The 23,201-nt window shown below is 36.9% G+C and carries 22 protein-coding genes; 19 read left to right on the top strand and 3 right to left on the bottom strand.

Going from position 1 to position 23,201, the window contains the following annotated elements; translation table 11 throughout:
- The first annotated feature begins 2 nt into the window (after nucleotides 1-2).
- The 9 genes from ABXT44_RS02190 (at nucleotide 3) to ABXT44_RS02230 (ending at nucleotide 7,728) form a co-directional block, all read left to right on the top strand.
- Nucleotides 3-302 carry a YciI family protein gene (locus ABXT44_RS02190; RefSeq protein WP_416687796.1) on the top strand — a complete coding sequence of 100 codons (300 nt, stop codon included), beginning with the start codon at nucleotides 3-5 and terminating at the stop codon, nucleotides 300-302.
- 78 nt (nucleotides 303-380) lie between these two features.
- Nucleotides 381-1,157, top strand: a complete 777-nt coding sequence (locus tag ABXT44_RS02195; RefSeq protein WP_416687797.1) for an ABC transporter ATP-binding protein — start codon at nucleotides 381-383, stop codon at nucleotides 1,155-1,157.
- A complete protein-coding gene (locus ABXT44_RS02200; protein ID WP_271557194.1) occupies nucleotides 1,157-1,861 on the top strand; it encodes an ABC transporter ATP-binding protein in 705 nt (234 codons plus the stop codon). Before ABXT44_RS02195 ends, ABXT44_RS02200 begins: the two co-directional genes overlap by 1 nt.
- Nucleotides 1,862-2,896, top strand: coding sequence for a branched-chain amino acid ABC transporter permease (locus ABXT44_RS02205; protein ID WP_416687798.1), 1,035 nt, complete (start codon nucleotides 1,862-1,864; stop codon nucleotides 2,894-2,896).
- The gene (locus ABXT44_RS02210; protein ID WP_416687800.1) at nucleotides 2,889-4,262 is read left to right on the top strand and encodes a branched-chain amino acid ABC transporter permease; all 1,374 of its coding nucleotides are present in this window, start codon (nucleotides 2,889-2,891) and stop codon (nucleotides 4,260-4,262) included. The genes ABXT44_RS02205 and ABXT44_RS02210 overlap by 8 nt, the downstream gene beginning before the upstream one ends.
- A gap of 177 nt (nucleotides 4,263-4,439) precedes the next feature.
- Nucleotides 4,440-5,621 (top strand): ABC transporter substrate-binding protein, encoded by a 1,182-nt coding sequence (locus ABXT44_RS02215; RefSeq protein WP_416687801.1) that lies wholly within the window; start codon nucleotides 4,440-4,442, stop codon nucleotides 5,619-5,621.
- A gap of 142 nt (nucleotides 5,622-5,763) precedes the next feature.
- Nucleotides 5,764-6,123 (top strand): DUF4282 domain-containing protein, encoded by a 360-nt coding sequence (locus ABXT44_RS02220; RefSeq protein ID WP_416652833.1) that lies wholly within the window; start codon nucleotides 5,764-5,766, stop codon nucleotides 6,121-6,123.
- A 62-nt stretch (nucleotides 6,124-6,185) separates the two neighbouring features.
- Nucleotides 6,186-7,049 (top strand): EamA family transporter RarD, encoded by an 864-nt coding sequence (gene rarD, locus ABXT44_RS02225; protein WP_416687803.1) that lies wholly within the window; start codon nucleotides 6,186-6,188, stop codon nucleotides 7,047-7,049.
- Nucleotides 7,050-7,095: 46 nt separating this feature from the next.
- Entirely contained in the window at nucleotides 7,096-7,728 is a 633-nt protein-coding gene (locus ABXT44_RS02230; protein ID WP_416687805.1) for a class I SAM-dependent DNA methyltransferase, read from the top strand.
- A 36-nt stretch (nucleotides 7,729-7,764) separates the two neighbouring features.
- Here ABXT44_RS02230 and ABXT44_RS02235 read toward each other — a convergent pair whose 3' ends face one another.
- Nucleotides 7,765-8,628: an NAD(P)-dependent oxidoreductase gene (locus tag ABXT44_RS02235; RefSeq protein WP_416687807.1), complete on the bottom strand. Its 864-nt coding sequence runs from the start codon at nucleotides 8,626-8,628 to the stop codon at nucleotides 7,765-7,767.
- An 18-nt stretch (nucleotides 8,629-8,646) separates the two neighbouring features.
- Entirely contained in the window at nucleotides 8,647-9,390 is a 744-nt protein-coding gene (locus ABXT44_RS02240) for an SDR family oxidoreductase (protein ID WP_416688398.1), read from the bottom strand.
- Nucleotides 9,391-9,506: 116 nt separating this feature from the next.
- Between ABXT44_RS02240 and ABXT44_RS02245 the strand changes: the two genes are divergently transcribed.
- A complete protein-coding gene (locus ABXT44_RS02245) occupies nucleotides 9,507-10,037 on the top strand; it encodes an HPP family protein (protein WP_416687809.1) in 531 nt (176 codons plus the stop codon).
- A 32-nt stretch (nucleotides 10,038-10,069) separates the two neighbouring features.
- On the opposite strand, the gene ABXT44_RS02250 is transcribed toward ABXT44_RS02245, so the two are convergent.
- Nucleotides 10,070-10,651 carry a malonic semialdehyde reductase gene (locus ABXT44_RS02250; protein WP_416687811.1) on the bottom strand — a complete coding sequence of 194 codons (582 nt, stop codon included), beginning with the start codon at nucleotides 10,649-10,651 and terminating at the stop codon, nucleotides 10,070-10,072.
- A 90-nt stretch (nucleotides 10,652-10,741) separates the two neighbouring features.
- Between ABXT44_RS02250 and ABXT44_RS02255 the strand changes: the two genes are divergently transcribed.
- The 9 genes from ABXT44_RS02255 to ABXT44_RS02295 all read left to right on the top strand — a co-directional run bounded on the left by ABXT44_RS02255 (nucleotide 10,742) and on the right by ABXT44_RS02295 (nucleotide 23,201).
- Nucleotides 10,742-11,080, top strand: coding sequence for a histidine triad nucleotide-binding protein (locus tag ABXT44_RS02255; RefSeq protein WP_416687813.1), 339 nt, complete (start codon nucleotides 10,742-10,744; stop codon nucleotides 11,078-11,080).
- A gap of 113 nt (nucleotides 11,081-11,193) precedes the next feature.
- Entirely contained in the window at nucleotides 11,194-13,431 is a 2,238-nt protein-coding gene (gene parC / locus ABXT44_RS02260; protein WP_416687815.1) for a DNA topoisomerase IV subunit A, read from the top strand.
- Between the two features lie 127 nt (nucleotides 13,432-13,558).
- Complete coding sequence (queD, locus tag ABXT44_RS02265) at nucleotides 13,559-13,927, top strand: 6-carboxytetrahydropterin synthase QueD (protein ID WP_416687816.1); 369 nt, start codon at nucleotides 13,559-13,561, stop codon at nucleotides 13,925-13,927.
- Nucleotides 13,928-13,933: 6 nt separating this feature from the next.
- Nucleotides 13,934-14,725 carry a GTP cyclohydrolase FolE2 gene (gene folE2 / locus ABXT44_RS02270; protein WP_416687818.1) on the top strand — a complete coding sequence of 264 codons (792 nt, stop codon included), beginning with the start codon at nucleotides 13,934-13,936 and terminating at the stop codon, nucleotides 14,723-14,725.
- Between the two features lie 5 nt (nucleotides 14,726-14,730).
- Nucleotides 14,731-15,786: a 3-deoxy-7-phosphoheptulonate synthase gene (locus tag ABXT44_RS02275; RefSeq protein WP_416687819.1), complete on the top strand. Its 1,056-nt coding sequence runs from the start codon at nucleotides 14,731-14,733 to the stop codon at nucleotides 15,784-15,786.
- A gap of 104 nt (nucleotides 15,787-15,890) precedes the next feature.
- Nucleotides 15,891-18,551, top strand: coding sequence for a DNA gyrase subunit A (gene gyrA / locus ABXT44_RS02280; RefSeq protein WP_416687821.1), 2,661 nt, complete (start codon nucleotides 15,891-15,893; stop codon nucleotides 18,549-18,551).
- Nucleotides 18,552-18,748: 197 nt separating this feature from the next.
- Entirely contained in the window at nucleotides 18,749-19,759 is a 1,011-nt protein-coding gene (locus ABXT44_RS02285; RefSeq protein WP_416687822.1) for a glycine betaine ABC transporter substrate-binding protein, read from the top strand.
- A 242-nt stretch (nucleotides 19,760-20,001) separates the two neighbouring features.
- Nucleotides 20,002-22,170: an ABC transporter permease subunit gene (locus tag ABXT44_RS02290; protein WP_416687823.1), complete on the top strand. Its 2,169-nt coding sequence runs from the start codon at nucleotides 20,002-20,004 to the stop codon at nucleotides 22,168-22,170.
- Nucleotides 22,167-23,201 (top strand): quaternary amine ABC transporter ATP-binding protein, encoded by a 1,035-nt coding sequence (locus ABXT44_RS02295; RefSeq protein ID WP_416687825.1) that lies wholly within the window; start codon nucleotides 22,167-22,169, stop codon nucleotides 23,199-23,201. The genes ABXT44_RS02290 and ABXT44_RS02295 overlap by 4 nt, the downstream gene beginning before the upstream one ends.

The raw sequence follows: 23,201 nt of genomic DNA on the forward strand, positions 1-23,201 counted from the left end.
TAATGTTGTATGCAATTATTTCTCAAGATGTAGAGGATAGTTTTAAAAAACGCATAGGCGCTAGACCTGATCATGTTGCTCGTTTAATTCAATTAAAAGATGAAGGACGCCTTATTTTGGCTGGACCTCATCCTGCTATCGACTCAATAGATCCAGGTGAGGCAGGTTTTACTGGATCACTTATTGTTGCTGAGTTTGAAAATCTTAAAGAGGCGCGCTCCTGGGCTGATGAAGATCCTTATGTTGCTGCCGGCGTATATTCAAGCGTTGTTGTTAAAAATTTCAATAAGGTTTTGCCTTAAATGATTTCCATAAAGGAGATTCTTTGCTGGATAATTTAGACTTTTTTGACAAATGTAGCTCAATCAAAAACTTAAATAATGATAACAGTTAAAAATTTATCAAAACATTTTGGTGGAATCAAGGCAGTTGATTGTGTTGACTTGCATATTGAGCGAGGCTCGATAACTGGTTTAGTGGGTCCAAATGGTGCTGGAAAAACCACAATGTTTAATTTGATTGCTGGACTTTATCAGCCTACAGAGGGTGAAATAATTCTTGATGGTGAAGACGTAACAAACTTAACTTCTCACCAGCTTTTTCATAAAGGACTCTTAAGAACATTTCAAATAGCTCATGAGTTTCCAACACTAAGTGTTTTGGAAAACTTAATGATGGTTCCTGCCAATCAGCTGGGTGAAAATTTGATGAATACTTGGTTAAAGAGAAGGCAAATTCAAGAAGAAGAAAAGTTACTTCAAGAAAAAGCAGAAGAAGTAATTGACTTTCTTAGTATTAGCCACCTTAAGAATGAAAGAGCGGGTAATCTTTCTGGTGGACAGAAAAAATTATTGGAGTTAGCTCGAACCATGATGGTTGATGCTAAGGTTGTTCTTTTAGATGAGGTTGGAGCAGGTGTTAATCGAACACTCCTTAATCAGATTGGTGATGCCATATTAAAGCTTAATTCAGAAAGAGGGTATACATTTTGCATGATTGAGCACGATATGGATTTTATTTCAAGGCTTTGTAATCCAGTAGTAGTTTTAGCTGAAGGTAGAATTTTGACAAGTGGCACCCCTGATGAAATTAAAAGTAGTGATGCGGTTATTGAGGCCTATCTTGGCAAAGGAATTAAGACCGAGGCTATGAGTTAATGGCTTATCTTGAAGGTAAAAATTTAGTTGCATCATACGGAGTAGTTCCAATACTCCATGAATGCTCTGTTGAAGTTGAAAAAGGCGAGCTTGCAGTAATTGTTGGCCCAAATGGTGCAGGAAAGTCTACTGTAATGAGAGTATTGCTCGGGATGCTGGAGGCAACTTCAGGTTCAGTAACGCTAGATGGAAAAGATATTTCAATGCTTTCTACTCAGGACAGAATTAGCCATGGATTAGCATTTGTTCCTCAAACAAAAAATGTTTTCCCTTCAATGACAGTTGAAGAAAATCTTCAGATGGGTGGTTTTATTAGGCAAGATGACATTAATAAAACAATTGAAGAGGTCTACGCGCTTTTTCCAATTCTTTATGACAAACGCAAACAACTTGCAGAGCAGCTTTCTGGCGGCCAAAGGCAACAGGTTGCATTTGGAAGGGCTATGATGACGAAACCTTCAATTATGCTTTTAGACGAGCCAACAGCAGGAGTTTCACCAATAGTGATGGATGAAATTTTTTCTAATATTTTGGACGTTAGAAATGCTGGCATGGCTGTTCTTATGGTTGAGCAAAATGCACAGCAAGCTCTTAACATAGCTGATAAGGGCTACGTTTTAGTATCTGGACGTAATGAGCATACTGGAACTGGTAAAGAGCTCATAAATAACCCTGAAGTTAGAAAAAAGTTTTTAGGAGGTTAGATGACGTCAGACTCAATTGATATTATTAATGCATTTGCCTTACTAACTAATTTTGTAATTCTTCCTGCATTATCTTATGGCTCACAATTAGCATTGGGAGCACTAGCTGTAACTTTAGTTTATTCAGTTTTGAGGTTTTCTAATTTTGCCCAAGGTGATAGTATGGCTTTTGGGACAATGATTGTTATATTACTTACTGGTTTTATGATTAGTAGGGGTTGGACAATTTCAGGAATTCCCACTGCTCTATTAGTAATCCCAATAGCTATAGTATTTACCTCAATGTATCTGCTTACAATGGATAGGCTGATTTATCGGCACTATCGAAAAATAAAAGCAAAATCAATTACGATCGTTATGTCCTCAATAGGAGTTATGTTTGTTACTGGCGGAATAGTCAGGTTCGTATTAGGCGCGACTGCGCAAAAATTTGAAGATGGTGAGAGGTTTATTTTTTCTGTTAGAGAGTTTAAGGCTTATACCGGTCTTGAACAAGGAATTGCCTTCAAAACGTCTCAATTTTTAACTATTACCATCGCTTTTTTATTAGTGGCTTTTGTATTTTACTTTTTACAAAAAACTAAAACAGGTAAGGCTATGAGGGCTTATTCTGACAATAAAGAGTTGGCACTTCTTTCTGGTATTGATCCAGATAAGATGGTTCAAATAACTTGGTTAATAGTTGCTGCTCTTACTACAATAGCTGGTGCGCTCTATGGACTAGATAAAGGCTTTGCGCCCCAACAATATCACTTATTACTCTTACCAATTTTTGCCTCTGTCATTGTAGGTGGTATTGGCTCTCCAATAGGAGCAATTGCAGGTGCTTTCTTAGTAGCATTTTCTGAAATACTCCTTACTTATGCCTACAAAAAGTTTTTAATATACTTATTACCACTATCGATGCATCCTTCGTCTTTAGTTCAGCTTATTGGTACTGAGTATAAATATGCAATATCCTTTGTTATTTTGGTTATTGTTCTTTTAATAAAGCCTACTGGGTTATTTAAAGGTAAGGTGATAGTTGATGAATAATCTAAATAATATTTGGCAATCGTATCGAGCAATTATTACTTTCTCCCTTATGGGTTTTGTACTTTTATTTGTTGGTTTTAATCAGTCATGGGCACTTGTAATAGGCATTATTAACATGTCTTTGATTTCAGCTATTATGGCCTTAGGTGTAAATATCCAATGGGGTTATGCTGGATTATTTAATGTTGGAATTATGGGGTTTGCCGCCTTGGGAGGGGTTAGTGTTGTTTTAATTTCTCAGCAACCTGTAACTGAGGCGATAGATGCTGGCGGTATAAAGATGCTTCTTGCTTTGGCTCTAGGAGCTGCAACGATTGCCGCAGGAGTTTTATTAAACAGAAGGGGGGTTAATAAGTGGTTAATATCTTTAATCGTAGTTATTGGCTATCTCTTTACAAGATTTTATTTTTCTGAGGCTTCAAAATTAATTGAAAAAGTAGACCCTGCAATTTCAGGCTATTTAGGCGGTTTTGGACTTCCTATAATGCTCTCTTGGATAGTGGGTGGCATAGCTGCAGCTGGAGCCGCATGGTGGATTGGAAAAATTACCTTGAGTTTGAGGTCAGATTATCTTGCGATAGCAACTCTTGGAATTTCTGAAATTATTATTTATGTCATTAAAAATGAAGACTGGTTTGTAAGGGGACTCAAGAATGTTTATGGACTTCAAAGACCTGTTCCTTATGAAGTGGATATGCAAAAATCAGAATGGCTTCAAAATCTTGTTGCTTGGATTCACAAGTCAGAGTTGCAGTTTTTGTCTCAATCAGAACAAATTAGTAAGCTAAGTGACTATGTTAGAGAGGCATCGGTCGTTTTTGTTAAGCTTAGTTATTCAGGTTTATTTCTTATAATTTTAGTCGCCTTTATTATTCTTTCTAATCTTGCTTTAAATTCTCCATGGGGTAGAAAAGTAAGGGCAATAAGGGATAATGAAGTAGCAGCCTCTGCGATGGGTAAGAATATTACGCGTCAACATCTACAAATTTTTGTTATTGGATCAGCAATTGTCGGTGTCGCTGGTGCATTATTAGTGACTTATGATGGGATATTTATTCCTACTGCATATCAGCCCCTTCGATTTACTTTTTTGATATGGGTGATGGTTATTGTTGGAGGATCAGGTAATAATCTAGGGTCAGTTCTAGGGGCTTTTATTATGTGGTTTATTTGGATTCAGTCTGGCCCTATAGGTCTTTGGGTGGTTGAAATGCTTGGTAATTATGTTCAAGAAGGAAATACATCACTAGAATTTATAGAAGATCGAGTCCACTATCTAAGACTTATCTTTATGGGCAGCATAATGCTCTTGATAATGAGATTTTCTCCTGGCGGAATTCTTCCAGAGAAAAATAAAGAGCTGTAATATGTTCTTTAAGTTGGGCTGAAATGAACTATTCTAGAAAGGTTTAGTTCATTTTTTTTTATAATATTTTTAACACAAACTACAGGAAACTGTTTATCATTAACGAGATTCCCATAAGAAATACGCTTTAATACTTTATTAGGTGTAGGGACTCTTTTTTATATTTTAGGAGACGAAATGAAAGGTTATTTAAAAACAACAGCTGGATTTGTATTATCAGCTACGATGGCATCAGTATCACATGCTGATGTAACTATAGGAGAGCTACAGGGATTTACTGGACCGCTTGAATCAATGATTGGTGCGATGTCTGGTGGTGCAAACTTAGCAGTAACTGAGGCTAATGCTTCTGGTAACTACCTCCAAGGAACAATCAATGTTGTGCAGGGCGATTCAGTATGTATCGATCCAGCCGTTGCGATTGCTCAAGCAGAAAAAATGATTAATGATGATAATGTTATGGCGATTATGGGTCCTAACTGTTCAGGTAATACTGGTGCAGTTATAACCAACGTGCTTGTACCTAATGGTGTTGTTTCAATTTCACCATCAGCTACTTCACCTGCTTTAACAACTCTAGAAGATGGTGGATGGTTCTTTAGAACTGCTCCTTCAGATGCTAGACAGGGTCCAGTACTTGCAAGTATTGCAATGTCAAGAGGACAAACTGATATGGCTGTAACTCACTCAAATAGTGACTATGGTAAAGGTTTGGCTGATGCATTCGTAACTGCTTATGAAGCTATGGGTGGAACTGTTACAGTTATGGCTGGACATGACGACGACAAGGCTGACTATTCAGCTGATGTTGCTGCATTGTCTGCAGGTGGCTCAGCTACTTTAGCTGTATTAGGTTATGCTGATACTGGTGGTAGAGGAATTATTGCTGCTTCTGAAGATACTGGTGCATTTTCTGACTATGTATTTGGTGATGGTATGATAAGTGCATTAACTTCAGGCGCGGTTGCAGATGGTTCTTGGGGAACAATTGCATCTCCAGATTCAGATCTAGTTGATGTCTGGACAGCAGTAGCTGCTGCTGGTGGTGTTGATGGTTCTGGTGCATATGCAGGTGAATCTTATGATGCTATGGCATTGATTATTCTTGCTTCACAGGCTGCAGGTTCAACAGATAGAGCGGCAATTCAAGCTCAAGTATTGAATGTTGCTAATGCTCCTGGTATTCCATGTGCTGCTGGTGATTTGGCTACTTGCCTTAAATATATCTCAGGCGGCTTAGTGGTTGACTATGTTGGTGCTACTGGTGTTGAATTAGACGCAGGTGGAACAGCTAATGGTTCATATGCAGAGCGTGAAGTTATTGGTGGTGCGTTCACTAATATTAAGATTCATAAGTAATAAACTTAAATTTTGAATAAAAAGCCCGTCTTTATGACGGGTTTTTTTTATTTTTAAAATTTCTATCTAATTATGAATTTACAACATTTTCTTAGGCTGGTATTATATTAACTTAGATTGAAGAAAAATAAGGGCAATCAAAATGAATAATAATGAGATCTTAGAAGGTATAAAAAAAGCTTTTAAACTTTCAATAGATAAGCTAGATAACCATTACATGTTTTATCTAGATGAGATGGTGACTCCAAAGCTTATAACGCTTTTCTATTGGATACTGTTATTTGCCTTTATAACAAAAGGGCTAGGAGACATATTCCTTGAAGGTGATTTCTGGCGTGGCCTAGTCTGGGTAATTGGAGGCTCTTTAGCCTCTCGAGTAGCCTGTGAAATGGTTGTAATTCTATTTAGAATTAATGAAAACTTAAATGAAATTAATGAAAAAACTAGTGAGAATGACTCCCTAAGTAGCACTAGTTTTGAGAAAGATTACTATAAGCATTAATAAAAATAACATTAGATTATTTAGTCTACAATAGGCGTTTTTCTTACGTAAGTTTTTGCTTTATGAATAAAGGCATCTTACTTGTTCTTTCAGGGTACCTAATGTGGGGAGCATTTCCTCTTTATTGGGCACTCCTTAACCATGTTAACCCATCCGAAGTTCTTGTTCACAGAATCCTTTGGTCAGTGCCTGTATTATTTATATTGGTCTACTTTAAGCCATCTTGGCTAGCAAATTTCAAATCTTCAATATCTTCAAAAAAAGAACTACTTTTCTTATTTTTAACTGCTATCCTCATCACCATTAATTGGGGTGCATATATTCTTGCAGTAAATTTAGAAAGAGTTGTGGAAGCATCTATGGGTTATTTTTTATCACCTGTAATAAGTATGTTGGGTGGTTATATTTTTTTCCATGAAAGGATTTCAAAACTTAAGCAGTGGGCTGTTTTTTTTGCAACAATAGGCGCCCTTTATTATGTTTTCAGTGGTGACTCTTTCCCATGGCTTGGCCTTCTCATTGGACTTACTTTTTCATCTTATGGGGTTGCTAGAAAAGCAATGGTGACATCAGCAGTTCCAGGCCTTTATATCGAGACACTTCTACTCTTGCCATTTATTTTGATATTTAGTTTATGGTTTTATGTAAATTATGACTTGGCTATTTTTAATGTAAATCTATCAACAGATATTTTATTAATTTTGGCAGGAATTGTTACTGTGATACCTTTGGCATTATTCACTGCTGGAACAAAATTGCTTCCAATGACAACTGTAGGTATATTATTCTTAATTACCCCTTCGTTACAATTTTTAGTTGGCTATGTGTTGTATGATGAGTCTGTAAATTTCAATCAATTATTAGGATTTATGGCTGTTTGGATTGGACTTATTGTTTATTGTTATGCGCTTATAAAGGAAAAATAGTTAATTTAATAAAGCTTTTGGACATTCACCTTATATTGAGAATTTGATGAAAAATACTAAAAATATGATTCCTACAATTTTTAAAACATTGCATGTGTCAAATCTAGATGAATTGGGAGAGCTTTATAAAAATTGGGACAACTATGAGCATGACGTTATTCAATTGGCTGGTTACGTTGGCCATCTTGTCACAACTGAAATTTTACTTAGATACCTTGATAATAAAAAAGCTAAAATCTTAGATGCAGGTTGTGGAACCGGACTGGTAGGTCATATTCTTTATAACAAAAACTATAAAAATATTGTTGGCATAGATTTTTCACAGGAAATGCTCAATAGGGCGCTCAAAAAAAATGTTTATCAATCACTAAGTCTAGGTGATTTAACTCAAAAACTTCATTTTGACGATCATACTTTTGATGCAGTTATTTGTGCGGGTACTTTTACATGTGGCCATGTTGGCCCTGAAGCACTTAGTGAGATTATAAGAATAACCAAAAATGGCGGTTATATAAGTTTTACTGTTCGTAAACAAGAATGGGATGCTTCTCCCTATGAAAAAATTATTAAAGATATAGAAAATTCTGGGTCATGGATTCAAATTGAGCGTCACACTTCAGAATACAACACTCAAGAAGGTATAAACTGTCAATTATGTTTATTTCAAGTAACTAAATAAATAACATGATTTCAATTCTTACTTGTTAAAGTAAAGCTACTTATTTTCAAGTCGAGCACTTAAGAATGAGTCCTGCATTCCTGCATTGGCCGCATTTTTATAAATTTCTAAAAATACCTCAGTAATAGCAGAAGCATCAGGCTGATTTTTCAAAAGATCCGATATATATTCCATATCTTTAACTGTATTAGCAATAGTAAAAACATAACCATCATGCGTTCCTGCAATTGCCTTGGGCGCGATTCGATCTAGGCTCATTGAGTGTCCAGAACCTTGTGATGCAAGTTTATAAAATTTCTCCCAATCAACTCCAAAGTTATGAGCAACCTTCATAGCCTCAACAACCAAAGTTGCAGTACCAAGTGCTAGAAAGTTAGAGATGAGTTTAGTTTTTGCTCCCATTCCTAATTCACCAAGTCGCTCAATTTGTGCACAGCAAGGATTAAGAATAGAACTTACCATTTCAAAATCACTCTCATCACATCCAACGATTGCACCCAGCATAGCATCCCATGACTGTTTTTGGCCACCCGTAAGAGGTGCCTCAACATACCTTAGTTTAGCTTTTTTAGCTTTTTTACCCAACTCCTCTACTGATACTAATTCATTGGTTGTGCAATCAATAATTAGAGTTCCTGAAGAAAGTAAGGGAAATAATTCATCACATACTGAGAGTGCAGTTTTTGAACTTGGAAGACATAAAATAAAGCAATTACAGCAACTTACCATATCAGATAATGACGCCATCTCCTTCGCACCTAATGCCACAAGCTCTTCGATAGGACGCCTATTTTTATTAGCAATAATACTTACCTCATTACCAGCTTTAAGTAGGTTTTGAACCATGCCTTGGCCCATAATTCCAGCACCAATGAATCCAATTTTATTTTTTTTATCCATTTTTTTATATGATTTTTACTAAAGACTCCATCCACCATCTACAATCTGAAACGTACCAGTGGTGAATTTTGACTCATCACTCGCAAGGTGAATAAGAATGCCTGTCACCTCTTCTGCAGAAGCAAACCTTCCAATTGGTTGGCGGGCTAAAAACTCTTTTCTTGATTTTTCATAGTCTCCACTATCATGCATTCGTTGTTCTATAGAAGGTGTCAATATTGTTCCTGGGCAAAGTGCATTGCATCTTATGCCTTCACTAACATAATCAGCAGCTACAGCACGTGTAAGTCCAAGAATAGCAGCCTTTGTCGAGCCATAAAGACAGCGGTTTGGAGCGCCCTTTATTGATGAGGCTACAGATGCCATATTAATAATAGAGCCATCTTTTTTTTCAAGCATTCCAGGTAAGTAGGCTTTGATAAGTCGGAATTGTGATCTAACATTTAGAGTAAATGAGAAGTCCCAGTCATCATCAGACATATCCATCACAGTGCCATTATGTACAAACCCTGCGCAATTAAATAAGGTAGTCAAAGTCCCTGTTCTTGCTGGAGCTTTAGCAATTGCATCTGGATCCATAACATCTAACTCAAAAGTTTCTATTTCTTTATTTTCTTTAGATAGAGTTGCTAAAGCATCTGTATTTATATCTGTCGCAAAAACCTTAGCACCTTCATTAGCCATAGCGATTGCAGCAGCGCGACCCATTCCTTGTCCAGCAGCTGTTATCAAAACTTTCTTATCCATCAGCCTATTCATCAGGTTAACTCCTTAACAATGTTAGTTTAAATTTTCTTTTAATATTATAAGTACTATTTGATTTTTATTAAAGTAAGTAAATAATATATAATTTATTTATTTTTCTCATAGGATGGACTATGTCTTATCTTACTAAGCTTAAAGGCTCTCCAGCATCCATTCCACCAAGACCATCATTAAAAGAAATAAGCTTTATTTCTTTAGGTGTTTTCCTAGCTGCTAGTGTAATTGGATTCTTAGCGTACTTCACCAATGAGCCTATTATTATGGGCTCATTTGGTGCGTCAATCTTTGTTTTATTTGTACTTCCTGATTCTCCATTTGCGCAACCTCGAAATGTCATTGTTGGTCACTTTGTTACAACTCTTGTGGGACTTATTTTTTACCATCTTGTTAGTTCTGATTGGTGGAGTATGGCAATTGCATTGGCAATAGCTATTGCAGCAATGCAGGTCTTAAGAGTGCCTCATCCACCAGCAGGATCGAATCCTTTTATCGTTTTTTTATTAGGCGCTAATAATGACCCAATGATTATAGGTTCTTGGGATTTCTTGTGGATGCCAACCCTCATAGGCTCTGTATTAATCGTAATGGTAGCACTTCTTTATAACAACTTATCTAAAAATAGAAGTTACCCTAAATACTGGTAACAATTTTTTTAAATATTATTTTGACTTAGTGTTTATATAATGTTACAAGCTTCTTCAAAATCTAGTCGTGGTGCTCGGGGGCGTAATTTTGAGTCATCTCCATAACCAATTCCACAAATAAAAATAGCTTTATTCTTATTATCTGGGAAGAATTCCTGATTTAGTGTCTCCTTGTTAAACCCAAGCATTGGACAGCAATCAAGACCTACAGAGCGAGCAGCCATCATAAAGTAGGCGCCTTGGAGTGCTGAGTTAAATTCCGCAGTATTTTTTATTATTTTATCTTTGCCTTCGTAAAAAGATTTGGCATCATTATGTGGAGATAGGATTGGCAGTGATTCATAAAATTTAGTGTCATAGCTAATGATTACTACAGATGGAGCTTGCATAGTTTTGTCGATATTTCCCTCATCCAATGACGGCTTGATTCTATTTTTTGCTTCAGTACTTCGGATAAATGTAAATCTTGCAGGACAGCAATTGCCAGAGGTTGGTGCAAATTTTAGTAAATCATAGATTTGATGAATTTGATCACTAGTAATATCTTTATTTAACCAGCCCTTGTGACTTCGTGCTGTTTTAAAGAGTGTATCTAAAGTTTCAGTGGGAAGCATAGAGCCTGTCCTTATTAATTATTAATTATTAATTATATGTTCTTCTAGTGTATCTTTAATAATAAGATTTGAAAAATATAAAATTGAATTATGACAAACTGTATTTTTTGCTCAATTATTAAGGGTGATATACCTGCTGAAAAACTTTATGAAGATGACAAAGTGTTGGCTTTTAAGGATGTAAATGCACAAGCTCCTGAGCATTTTTTAGTAATACCGAAAGAACATATTTCTACACCGAATGATGCGACTGATGAGGCTCTGCTTGGCAAACTAAATACTACTGCAGTTATGATTGCTAAAGAGCGTGGATTTTCTGAAAGTGGTTATAGACTTGTAATGAATTGTAATAGTGATGGCTGTCAAAGTGTATTTCATATACACCTTCACTGCTTGGGTGGAAGACAGTTGAATTGGCCTCCAGGTTAGGCCTTTTAAGGAAGATAAATAATTAATCTTAAACGGGTTCAGAGTTGAATTAAAATAACGCCAACTCTAACTCTTTTTTGAGTTAAATTTTCGAAATATAAACTAAGGAAAGAATGAGCCAAAACGGCATTGAGCGACAAAGCGTTGGAGAATATAGTGAGCGCGCTTATCTTGATTACTCAATGTATGTCATACTCGATCGTGCGCTACCCTTTATTGGAGATGGTTTAAAGCCAGTCCAAAGAAGAATCATTTATGCGATGAGTGAGCTTGGACTGAAATCGACTGCAAAATTTAAAAAATCTGCCAGAACTGTTGGTGACGTCTTAGGTAAATTTCATCCTCATGGTGATAGTGCGTGCTATGAAGCCATGGTCTTAATGGCTCAGCCTTTTTCTTATCGCTATCCATTTATTGATGGACAGGGTAACTGGGGAGCGCCAGATGACCCTAAGTCTTTTGCAGCGATGCGTTATACCGAGTCTAAATTATCGCCTTATGCAGATTTACTTCTTGCTGAAATTAATAAAGGCACAGTAAGCTGGACTGATAATTTTGATGGCACCATTCAAGAGCCCCTTCAACTTCCTGCTCAGGTGCCAAATTTACTGCTTAATGGAACATCTGGAATTGCTGTTGGTATGGCGACTGACGTCCCGCCACACAATCTTCTGGAGGTTATAGCTGCGTGTATTCAGCTCCTAGAAAAACCTTCAACTGAGCTTGATGAGCTTATGCAGATTATTCCAGCTCCAGACTATCCAACGGATGCTTATATTGTTAGTTCAAAAGAAGACCTCCGCCAAATGTATGAAACTGGAAATGGCTCAGTCAAAATGAGGGCTGGCTATATTAAAGAGGATGGAGAAATTGTTATTGAGTCTCTTCCCTACCAGACATCAGGAGCTAAGGTTATCACTCAAATTGCTGCTCAGATGCGCAATAAAAAACTTCCATTGGTTGAGGATCTTCGCGATGAGTCAGATCATGAAAACCCAACTCGATTAGTAATTGTTCCAAGGTCTAATAGAGTCGATTGTGAGCAATTAATGCTTCATTTATTTGCAACTACAGATCTTGAGAAAAACTATCGAGTCAATATGAATGTTATTGGTTTAAATGGTAAGCCTCAAGTGAAGCCATTGATTCCTTTACTTAAAGAGTGGCTAGAATTTAGAATGCAGGTTGTTGTTAATAGACTCCAATCTCGGTTGGATAAAATTTTAGATCGGCTGCATATTCTTGATGGCTTACTGATAGCTTATCTTAATATTGATGAGGTTATTGCAATCATTCGCCGTGAAGAAAAACCCAAGCCTGTTTTAATTGAGCAATTCAAAATTAGTGAAATACAGGCTGAAGCGATATTAGAATTAAAGTTACGTCACCTAGCTAAACTTGAAGAAGTTAAAATTAAAAGTGAAGCAGATGAGCTTGGAAAAGAGCGAAAGTCAATTGAACTTTTGCTTTCAAGTGAAACAAGGCTAAAGACTTATATCAAAAAAGAACTAAGAGTAATCCTTGAGGAGTTTGGAGATAAAAGACGCTGTCAAATTATTTCTGATGTCTCTTCTGCTCAGGCATTTAATGATCAAGACATGATTCCAGCTGAAAATGTTACTGTCGTTCTAAGTGAAAAAGGCTGGGTTAAAGCAGCTAAAGGTCATGAAATTGATTCCTCTTCACTAAACTACAAGTCAGGAGACACATACTTAAAAGATGCCAAAGGTAGAAGTAATCAAATGGCATTTTTTATTGACTCTACAGGAAGGTCATATTCTATACTGGCCAACAGCCTTCCGAGTGCTAGGGGTCAGGGAGAGCCTCTAACTGGAAAATTAACACCTCCATTAGGCGCTGAATTTATAGATGTAGTTATGGGAAAAGATGAGCAAGCTGTAATTCTCTCGTCAGACGCTGGCTATGGTTTTGTGTCAACCTTAGGTAATTTAAATTCAAAAACTAAATCTGGCAAACATCTAATTACATTATCAAAACAAGCAAGAGCAAATAGGCTTGCTATGGTTGAAGATGTTGATAATCATTATGTTGCAGTAGCTACTAATAGAGCTAGATTATTGATTTTTCCAATATCTGAATTGCCACATCTTTCTAAAGGAAAGGGTAATAAGCTTATTCAGATTGCAAATGAGGACTTCATTGATCGAGAAGAGTTTGTTATTGGCGTTTGTGCTATTAAAGATAATCAAAAATTAAGAGTTCAATACGGAAAGAAACATAAAAAATACTCTTTTGAAGAGCTAGTTAATTTTGTAAGCCATCGCGCACGCAAAGGTTTAATTCTTCCAGGCGTTTTCAAAAAAGTTGATAGCATTGAAGCTGTTGATTAGTTACAGTTAAATATAGCTCAAAAAGCTTTACACTTAGTATCTACCGGGTTAATTTCATAGTTCATGAAGTTGGTAATTTACAATCAAATAGGTATAATTCGTATTTTTTTTATCAATTTTTCCGAATATGTTCGTCCTAAAAATTGTTACAGACTTTGCATCCGCCCATTCACTCAGAGATTACCCTGGTGATTGTGCAAGACTTCATGGCCATAACTGGCAAGTGGAAGTTTCTGTATGTTCACAAGTTCTTGATGATTCTGGTATTGCAATAGATTTTCGTGAAATTAAAAAACAAACGAAGTTGGTGGTTAAAAGGCTGGATCACCAATATTTAAATGAGATAAAGCCTTTTGATGTTCTTAACCCTACTGCTGAAAATATTGCTAAATATTTTTTTGATGAAATTGCCTTGTTAATTACCAATAAAGATGTCAAGGTTAAAGAAGTTATGATTTGGGAAACACCTAGGTCTGCAGTTACTTATTCGGAATAATAAATAATGAAAAATACACTACTCCCTGATACTCAAAACATTAAAGATCTTCGTAATATCGTTATTAATCAAGTTGGAATTAAAGATATTTTGCATCCAATTAGCTTTGTAAATAAAGCTAATGAGGTACATCCATCAGTTGCTAATTTTACAATGACAGTAAGGCTTCCTGAAAATGTAAAGGGAACCCATATGTCTAGATTTATTGAAATCTTAAATGCTAAAGAATGCAGCTTTAGTGTTGAAAGTTTTATGGAGCTTGTTCAAATGGTTGCTGAAAAACTTGATTCTTCAAGTGCTCGTATCGTAGTAGATTTTCCATTTTTTCGAAAAAAATCAGCTCCATCGTCTGGTGTTCAAAGTTTACTTGATTATCAGGCAACCTTAATTGGTAATATTGTTGATGGTAAGGCAGATATGTCTGTGAAAGTTGTAGTTCCAGTTACTAGTTTATGTCCATGCTCTAAAAGTATTTCAGAGTATGGTGCTCATAATCAAAGATCCCACATAACTATCGAAGCAAAACCTTCTGAGGGATCAGTTGTTTTTTTAGAAGATTTAATTGATTTAGCTGAGCAAAAAGCATCAAGTGAGCTTTATGCAATACTTAAGCGAGATGATGAAAAAGTTGTCACTGAGAGGGCTTATGAAAATCCTGCTTTCGTTGAAGATATAGTTAGAGATATTGCTGTAGAATTGAATGCTGATAATAAAATTAATTACTACTCTTTAGAGTCAGAAAATTTTGAATCAATCCATAATCACTCTGCGTACGCCGTTATTACAAATCAAAAGTAAGGTTTATGCATCATAATACTGATAATGTTCGAATTGTATCTAGTGCGCCGATGGTCTCGCCTAATGCTCTTATAGAGAAATTACCTCTATCTGAAAAAGCTGCATCAGGAGTTGTAAACTCTAGAAATGCTATCAAAAATATTCTATATGGCAATGATAACCGTCTTATGGTTCTTGTTGGCCCGTGCTCAATTCATGATACTAAGGCTGCAATGGAGTATGCAAATAACCTCCTTAAACTAAAAGAAGAGCTATCTGAAGATTTATTGATAGTTATGCGTGTATATTTTGAAAAGCCAAGAACGACTGTTGGCTGGAAAGGTTTAATTAATGATCCGTATCTAGATGAAAGTTTTGATATTGATAAAGGCCTTGAGACTGCGAGGAAACTTCTAGTCGATCTAGGTGAAATCAATATGCCAGTTGGTGTTGAGTACTTAGATGTGTTAACGCCGCAATACTTATCTGATTTGATTTCTTGGGGTGCTATAGGCGCTAGAACAACGGAGAGCCAATCTCATAGGGAGTTAGCGTCAGCATTATCATGCCCTGTTGGCTTTAAAAATGGTACTGGTGGCTCTTTAGAAATTGCTTTTGATGCAATTCAGTCTGCCAATAGTCCTCATCATCTCTTGTCTGTGAACAAGGATGGCGGTATTAGCCACTTTACTTCTTTAGGCAATGATACTGCCCATATTATTCTTAGAGGCGGGAAAGATGGGCCAAATTATTCCAAAGAACATATTGAAAAAACCTGTGAGAAGCTCAAAGAAAAGGGATTAGTCTCTAAAGTTATGGTAGATTTCTCTCATGCAAACTCTGAGAAGCAGTTTAAAAATCAATTAAAAGTAGGTGCAAATATTGCAGCTCAGATTGAAGAGGGTTCAGAATCAATCTTCGGCGTAATGATTGAATCTCATATCAATGAGGGGAATCAAAAAGTTGGACCATTGCCATCTTTAAAGTATGGCGTTAGTATCACTGATAGCTGTATTGGCTGGGACGATACAGAAACTCTTTTAAGAGATCTTGCAAAATCTATAAAATTTCGAAATTCTTAGGGATTTTTTTGTAGTTTTTACCCTTCAAAAAGACCCAAATTATTGGTGTGTTTTTACCTCATCTAGGGTACAATTAAAACTAGTTATTTTTATAGGTTTATTGTATGTCTGACGATATCGATTCTAAAGAAATTCTCGAGCAAAAGTTCCCAATAGTTACTATAGAAGACGAGATGCGTGACTCCTATCTGGAGTACGCAATGAGCGTAATTGTGGGAAGGGCTTTGCCTGATGTTAGAGACGGCTTAAAGCCAGTTCATAGACGCGTTCTTTATGCCATGGAAGTACTTGGTAATGACTACAATAAATCTTATAAAAAATCCGCCAGAATTGTGGGTGATGTGATTGGTAAGTATCACCCCCATGGTGACACAGCAGTTTATGACACTATCGTAAGAATGGCTCAGCCATTTTCGATGAGATGTATCCTAGTAGATGGCCAAGGAAACTTTGGCTCGGTAGATGGAGACCGAGCAGCTGCTATGCGTTATACAGAAATACGCATGACAAAGCTTTCACATGAGCTTTTAAGAGACCTAGATAAAGAAACAGTAGACTTTATTGATAACTATGATGGCTCTGAAAGTGAGCCTTCAGTATTGCCTACTCGAGTCCCTACTTTATTAGTGAATGGCTCTTCAGGAATTGCTGTGGGAATGGCTACAAATATTCCACCTCATAATCCAACTGAAGTTACTGAGGCTTGCCTGAGGTTTATAGATAATGAAGATATAACTATTGATGAGCTTTTAGAAATTATGCCTGGACCTGATTTTCCTACAGCTGGAATAATTAATGGCGCTTCTGGTATTCGAGAAGCTTATGAGACTGGTAAGGGGAAGATTTATATGCGCTCAAGATCTCATGTTGAAGGCGAAGATAAATTAAGTATCGTTGTAACTGAGCTCCCGTATCAAGTAAACAAAGCAAGGCTCATTACTAAAATTGCAGAGCTTGTTAAAGACAAAAAGATTGACGGAATAACTGGTCTTAGAGATGAGTCAGATAAAGATGGTATGCGAATGGTGGTTGAGCTTAGGAGAGGAGAGGTTCCTGAGGTGATGCTAAATAACTTATATAAACTAACAGAGATGCAAACTGTTTTTGGTATCAACATGGTTGCAATTGACCAAGGGATGCCAAAATTAATGAATCTAAAGGCTATCTTGAGTGCATTTATTGCGCATAGAAGAGAGATAGTAACTCGTCGCTCTATTTTTGAGCTTAATAAGGCAAAAGATAGGGCCCATTTATTGGAAGGACTTTCCGTTGCTCTTTTTAATATTGATGAGGTAATTGCACTTATAAAGGCTGCACAGAATCCTAGTGAGGCAAAAGAAGGCTTAGTTGCAAGAGTCTGGAAGGGCTCTGTCATTCAAGAGCTTATTGGTGATAGAGACATGGCTCAGTTCAAACCGCAAGATTTAGGCGCTGATCTTGGCCTTCAAAAGAATGGGGATTATCAATTATCTGAAAAACAAGCGCAAGCTATTCTTGATTTAAGACTCCATAGATTAACGGGCCTTGAAAAGGACAAAATATTTAATGAATTTAATGGATTACTTGAAGAAATCAAAAAGTTACTTGATATTCTTCAAAATCCCGACCAGCTAATGGATGTTATTCGTCAAGAAATTGCTGAAATTCGAGATAATTTTGGCGCTCCTCGAATTACTGAGATTATCGAAAACAAAATCGACCTTACACTTGAAGATTTAATTGCTCAAGAAGATAGAGTGGTAACTTTATCTCATGGAGGTTACGTCAAGGCACAATCGCTTAGTGATTATCAGGCGCAAAGAAGAGGTGGCAAGGGTAAAGCTGCCACTAAGATGAAAGATGAGGATTTTGTAGATCAGTTGTTTGTAGCAAACTCCCATGACACGGTTTTATGCTTCTCATCTAGAGGAAGAGTTCACTGGCTTAAAGTTTATGAACTGCCAATGGCCTCAAGAATTTCTAGAGGAAAGCCAATTATTAACCTGCTTCCTTTAGAGAAGGATGAGTCGATAAACGCAATATTGCCAGTCAAAGAGTTTACTGATGATCAGTTCGTGTTTATGGTTACCAGTTCAGGCACGTGTAAAAAAACATCACTTAAAAACTTTTCACGCCCAAGAAATGGCGGGATTATTGCAATTGAGCTAAGAGATGATGACAAGTTGGTTGGTGTTGAAATCACTGCCGGCGAGCATGATATCCTGCTTTTCTCTTCAGCAGGAAAATCTATCCGTTTTAAAGAGTCTGATGTCCGCTCAGTTGGCCGAACAGCCATAGGAGTAAGAGGAATTCGTTTAGCTGATAAAGATCAAGTAGTCTCCTTGATCGTTGCAGTGTCGGGTGATCCTATTCTTACAGCAACTGAAAAAGGTTATGGCAAGAGAACTCAATTAGATGAGTATCGCTCCCAAGCAAGAGGTGGCTCAGGTGTTATCTCAATAAAAACATCAGATAGAAATGGTGAAGTAGTTGGCGCTATTCAGGTTACCGATGAAGATGAAATGATGCTAATTTCCAATAAAGGCACTTTGGTTAGAGCGCGCGCAGTTGATGTTTCAATTATTGGAAGGAATACTCAGGGCGTTACTTTAATTAACATTGCTGATGATGAAAAATTAGTTTCAGTAGCTAAAATAGCGGAAACAGATGACGAAGAAGAGGGTGAGAATCAATTAGAAGTTGACGGCGCTCCATTGTTAGAGGGTGGAAATCAAGAACAAGATGCTCCTCCTCTGGCAAACGATGATACACAAGAAGATGAGTAGATAGAAAGCAGGGATTTATTTAAATACATTATGTGAATTTTAAAAAAATAGTTCATTGTGAATTATTGTTTTTAATTTTGATAAAAAAATAAAAAAAAACACCACGTTGTATGCTCTCTGTTGCTATAATTCGGCCAGAGTTTGAATTAATTCACTCTATTTTATATGTTTAAAATCAATCCTTAGGAGAAACAAGTATGAAAATTAAGTTTACCACTAAGCTATTTGGAGCTATTGCTGGAGCATTATTGCTTAGCACATCTGCAAATGCTGCATGTGGAAAAATAACAATCGCAGATATGAATTGGTCGTCAGCCTCGTTGATGGCTAATGTTGATAAAGCTATGTTGGAAGCAATGGGCTGTGAAGTTGAGCTAGTTGCTGGCTCTACTATGCCAACATTTACTTCAATGAATGAAACTGGTTCACCAGATGTTGCCCCGGAAATTTGGGCAAATGCATTTAAAGATTTAGTTGCAAGTGCTACTGGTGCAGGCCGTTTACATGTTGCTAATCCTGAGCCAATGAGTGGACTTGGAGAAGGTTGGTGGGTTTTACCTGCTACGCTTGATGCAAATCCAGAGCTAACATCTGTTGAAGCTATCCTAGCACGTCCTGACTTATTCCCAGACAAAGAAGACCCTTCTAAAGGTGCATTCCATGGTTGTCCTTCAGGTTGGAGTTGTCAACTTATAAACCAAAGTCTATTCAAGGCATGGGATATGGAAGCTAAAGGCTGGAAATTAGTTGATCCTGGCTCTAACGCTGGTCTTGATGGTTCAATTGCTAAGGCTGCAGAGAGTGGCGGTAACTGGTTCGGTTACTACTGGAACCCAACTGCGATAATTGGTAAGTATGATATGCAACAGGTTGAGTGGGGTGTTCCTTATGCTGGTGATGATAACTGGCATAACTGTATCGCACTTGGCGCTGATAACTGTTCTGATCCTGAGCCTTCTGCATGGGTTAATTCCGTGGTTATTGCTCTTGTTAGTGACAACATGTTCTATAACGGTCCAAAAGAAGCTATGGGGTATTTTAAAGCCCGCACATGGCCTGGTACGGTTATGAATGAAATGCTTGTTTGGATGCAAGACACAGGCGGAACTGGAGCTGATGCTACTGTTGAGTTTCTAACTAATCATGGAGATCTTTGGAAGACTTGGGTTAGCGCTGATGTTGCTGCCTCAGTTGAAGCTTCTCTATAAAGGTTAGAAGAAATTAGTTAACGATTAATTTGTTCTAGTTTCAAGTAAATACTAATTGCCCGTAGATTTTATGATTACGGGCAATTTTTATGATTAAAGAGTAAACATTAGTCTTTAATCATAAAAATTATTTTTTAGTGTTTCATTTTGTTTGACAAGTTGTATAAATATTAAGTTCAAATTAGATATCAACTTGAACTTAAAAAATGTTTAAATTGTGAGAGTTTAAAAGGAGTTTTACTATGGCGGCAGTTAGGCCAATTCCACAACAGTCAATAATAGAGTGTATTCCCCCAGCATCTGAAATTGCAGATTTACGAATACTTGGTAAAGATTTAAACTTTATTCAAGCAATGTCAAAAAGAGCTGACGATTTAACAACTCAGGCTCTAAGCACCACAGATTACTCTCAGTTGGTTAAAATAACAGATAGCTTTACAAAGCTCACTGAGCGTGCAGAAGCTAAAACGAAAACGCTAAAAGAGTTAGCGAATGATTCTAACCCCTTGACTGAAGTCAACAATTCTGCAGAGTTACTTGAAAAAGTTCAGCTACTAGCTCAAGCACTTGAAACTAAAACTCAAGAACTTTCAAGTCAATATAAATCAAATGAAAATTTTTTAATTGACACATATGGAGGCTCACTTAATGAGCTCATCAATAGAGTTGATTCAATCAGCTCAGCTGATGGTGTGATTTCAGTATTTCCTGAACTAGAATCTTTATTTAAGACCATTGATGAAAATATTCGCTATTTAAATAATAGTGCTGAGTCACAGGTTATTACAGATAAAGTTCAAGAACTTTCAAAAGATTTTGCAGATAAAGCAGAGCAATATAATGATGCTTTTTTAAGTGAGATGGGCTCGCAAATAGCATTATTAAATGAAAAAATCTATACATTAAAAGCTAATATAGACTACCTTAGCTCCAACTATAATCTTCAGTTGCATTTAGATCAGCTATCTCAAATAAGAGAGCAAGCTAACGCTTCAGCGCCAATGTATAAAAATTTTCCTGGTGTTAGGGATATGATCTTCAATCTAGATACATTAAGTATTTCAACGCATGCCAAAGTTACAGAAATGGTAAGTAGCAATCAAATTGTATCTGACTTAATGCCCTTAATAAACGATCCTGAGGCTCTAGCTAGAGGCGTAAAGGAGGCTGCCATTAGAACTAATGTTAGTACAGTTGAGAGTGTTCTAATGCCACTAACATCAAAAGGTAATGAGCTCAGTGCAAAAGTAATTGAATTAGCAAGTAGATATGATGCTGGTAATTATGGTGACATAAAGCTAAGAGCGGTAGCTAATTTTGATAAAACTGTAGAAAGGCTTGACAGGCAGTATATATCGGTTCGATCAACAGATCCTGAGGCTCTTGGCATAAAAATTGAAGCTCTTTCTAACACCATAGAGTCTAACATGGGTTCTATTCTTTCTGTTGATCCAGAATCTCAAGCAGAGTATTTTTCCTCTATGAGTTCACGAGTTGGTGAATCAATAACTACTTCAGACTTTACCTTGTTTGTTAATAATGTAATATCAATTCCAGGTGACGTGATGATGAGCTCTCGTAACTGTGTTGATTCCGCCTTTAAAGACTTTACAAGAGAATTTGGAGGTAATATTGAGGCATTTTTTGATCCACTATTAACTTTTTTAGTAATAATAGAGAAGCTACTACTGGCAACACCATGGCCAATTTTTTTGGCTGTTGCAGGTGTCCTTGCTTGGCTTGGTGCTCGAAGTATTAAAGTTTCAATTGGTGTTATGTTGGCATTCTTTGCAATTGGATTCTTCAATATGTGGACCCCTATGGTGTCAACTGTCACAATGATTTCAGCGGCAACAATAATTTGTTTAGCTTTTGGTATACCTCTTGGTATTTGGATGTCAAAGTCTAATAGAGCTCAGTCATGGATAACACCAGTGTTAGACGTTATGCAAACGATTCCGTCCTTTGTTTATCTTATTCCAGTTGTAATGATGCTCGGAATTGGAAAAGTTCCAGGATTGATTGCAGTTTGTATTTATGCTATGCCTCCAATTGTTCGCTTAACAAATCTGGGTATACGACTTGTGGATAAAGAAGCAATGGAGGCTGCAGATGCTTTTGGCGCAACCTATACGCAGCGATTATTTATGGTACAAATTCCGCTTGCACTTCCGAATATTTTTGCAGGGATTAACCAGACTATTATGATGGCACTAGCGATGGTTGTTATTGCTTCAATGATCGGAGTTGCAGGACTTGGGCTTCCTGTGCTGCAAGCTGTTCAAAATCAATACTTGTCTATGGGGCTGCTAAATGGTCTTGCAATTGTTGCCTTAGCAGTTATATTCGATAGGGTTTCACAAGCGTTTGGAACCCGGATTCAAAAACACCGTTCTGGAGATGTTCTATGACGAAAGATATTAAAATTAAGATCACTAATTTAACTAAGATTTTTGGTCCAAAAGCTAAATCTGTCTTAAAGCATGTTGATAACGGTATGACCAAGGATGATCTCCTTAAGGAGCATCAGCATGTCCTTGGTTTGAGCAATATCAATCTTGACTTAGCAAATAAAAATATTGAAGTAATTATGGGGCTTTCAGGGTCTGGTAAGTCTACTTTAATTCGACATATTAATCGCCTCATTGAGCCTACATCTGGTTCGGTTATGATTGGTGGTGAAGATGTAATACAAATGCCTAAGGAAAAACTTAGGCAATTTAGGCAACAAAAAACTGCAATGGTATTTCAAAGCTTTGCACTCCTTCCGCATAAAACGATTTTGGATAATGTTTGTTTAGGTGTCCATTTGCAAGGGGTAAAGGGTGATGAAGCAGTTGCAAGAGCGAAGAAATGGATTGATCGAGTAGGTTTATCTGGCTATGAGGATCGTTATCCGTCTCAGCTTTCAGGTGGAATGCAGCAGCGTGTTGGTTTGGCGAGAGCTTTAACGTGCGATACTGAAATTTTAATGATGGATGAAGCCTTTAGTGCGCTTGATCCGCTCATACGAAGTGATATGCAAGATTTGTTACTGGAGCTTCAAAAAGAACTTCACAAGACTATTGTATTTATTACTCATGACCTTGAAGAGGCCCTAAAGATTGGAGACCGTATTGCTATTCTTAATGGTGGTGAGCTGGTTCAGCATGGAACAACACAGGAAATTATAATGACTCCTGCTGATGATTATGTTAAGGACTTTGTCAAAAAAGTAAATCGCTCTCATGTCCTTCAAACAAAATCTGTGATGACTGATCAGAAGCCGGCAAAAGCTTCTTCAAGTATCGCTGTTAATGAGACGGACTCAGTGGACTCCGCTTTATGTGAGATGCTTCGTGAAAATGCTGATTGCTGCATAGTTCAAGACTCAGGTGGCTCAGTTGTAGGCTATTTAAATAAGAAAGATATAGCTGAAGTTGTTAAGCCATTAGAAGCTTAA

Origin of the sequence: Candidatus Pseudothioglobus sp. Uisw_041, assembly GCF_048087625.1 — a bacterium.
In the GTDB taxonomy this organism is placed as follows: domain Bacteria; phylum Pseudomonadota; class Gammaproteobacteria; order PS1; family Pseudothioglobaceae; genus Pseudothioglobus.

Bases quoted from the DNA above. Each gene is read 5' to 3' on its own strand.
- ABXT44_RS02190 (WP_416687796.1), top strand. From the start codon at position 3: ATGTTGTATGCAATTATTTCTCAAGATGTAGAGGATAGTTTTAAAAAA.
- ABXT44_RS02195 (WP_416687797.1), top strand. From the start codon at position 381: ATGATAACAGTTAAAAATTTATCAAAACATTTTGGTGGAATCAAGGCA.
- ABXT44_RS02200 (WP_271557194.1), top strand. From the start codon at position 1,157: ATGGCTTATCTTGAAGGTAAAAATTTAGTTGCATCATACGGAGTAGTT.
- ABXT44_RS02205 (WP_416687798.1), top strand. From the start codon at position 1,862: ATGACGTCAGACTCAATTGATATTATTAATGCATTTGCCTTACTAACT.
- ABXT44_RS02210 (WP_416687800.1), top strand. From the start codon at position 2,889: ATGAATAATCTAAATAATATTTGGCAATCGTATCGAGCAATTATTACT.
- ABXT44_RS02215 (WP_416687801.1), top strand. From the start codon at position 4,440: ATGAAAGGTTATTTAAAAACAACAGCTGGATTTGTATTATCAGCTACG.
- ABXT44_RS02220 (WP_416652833.1), top strand. From the start codon at position 5,764: ATGAATAATAATGAGATCTTAGAAGGTATAAAAAAAGCTTTTAAACTT.
- rarD (WP_416687803.1), top strand. From the start codon at position 6,186: ATGAATAAAGGCATCTTACTTGTTCTTTCAGGGTACCTAATGTGGGGA.
- ABXT44_RS02230 (WP_416687805.1), top strand. From the start codon at position 7,096: ATGAAAAATACTAAAAATATGATTCCTACAATTTTTAAAACATTGCAT.
- ABXT44_RS02235 (WP_416687807.1), bottom strand. From the start codon at position 8,628: ATGGATAAAAAAAATAAAATTGGATTCATTGGTGCTGGAATTATGGGC.
- ABXT44_RS02245 (WP_416687809.1), top strand. From the start codon at position 9,507: ATGTCTTATCTTACTAAGCTTAAAGGCTCTCCAGCATCCATTCCACCA.
- ABXT44_RS02250 (WP_416687811.1), bottom strand. From the start codon at position 10,651: ATGCTTCCCACTGAAACTTTAGATACACTCTTTAAAACAGCACGAAGT.
- ABXT44_RS02255 (WP_416687813.1), top strand. From the start codon at position 10,742: ATGACAAACTGTATTTTTTGCTCAATTATTAAGGGTGATATACCTGCT.
- parC (WP_416687815.1), top strand. From the start codon at position 11,194: ATGAGCCAAAACGGCATTGAGCGACAAAGCGTTGGAGAATATAGTGAG.
- queD (WP_416687816.1), top strand. From the start codon at position 13,559: ATGTTCGTCCTAAAAATTGTTACAGACTTTGCATCCGCCCATTCACTC.
- folE2 (WP_416687818.1), top strand. From the start codon at position 13,934: ATGAAAAATACACTACTCCCTGATACTCAAAACATTAAAGATCTTCGT.
- ABXT44_RS02275 (WP_416687819.1), top strand. From the start codon at position 14,731: ATGCATCATAATACTGATAATGTTCGAATTGTATCTAGTGCGCCGATG.
- gyrA (WP_416687821.1), top strand. From the start codon at position 15,891: ATGTCTGACGATATCGATTCTAAAGAAATTCTCGAGCAAAAGTTCCCA.
- ABXT44_RS02285 (WP_416687822.1), top strand. From the start codon at position 18,749: ATGAAAATTAAGTTTACCACTAAGCTATTTGGAGCTATTGCTGGAGCA.
- ABXT44_RS02290 (WP_416687823.1), top strand. From the start codon at position 20,002: ATGGCGGCAGTTAGGCCAATTCCACAACAGTCAATAATAGAGTGTATT.
- ABXT44_RS02295 (WP_416687825.1), top strand. From the start codon at position 22,167: ATGACGAAAGATATTAAAATTAAGATCACTAATTTAACTAAGATTTTT.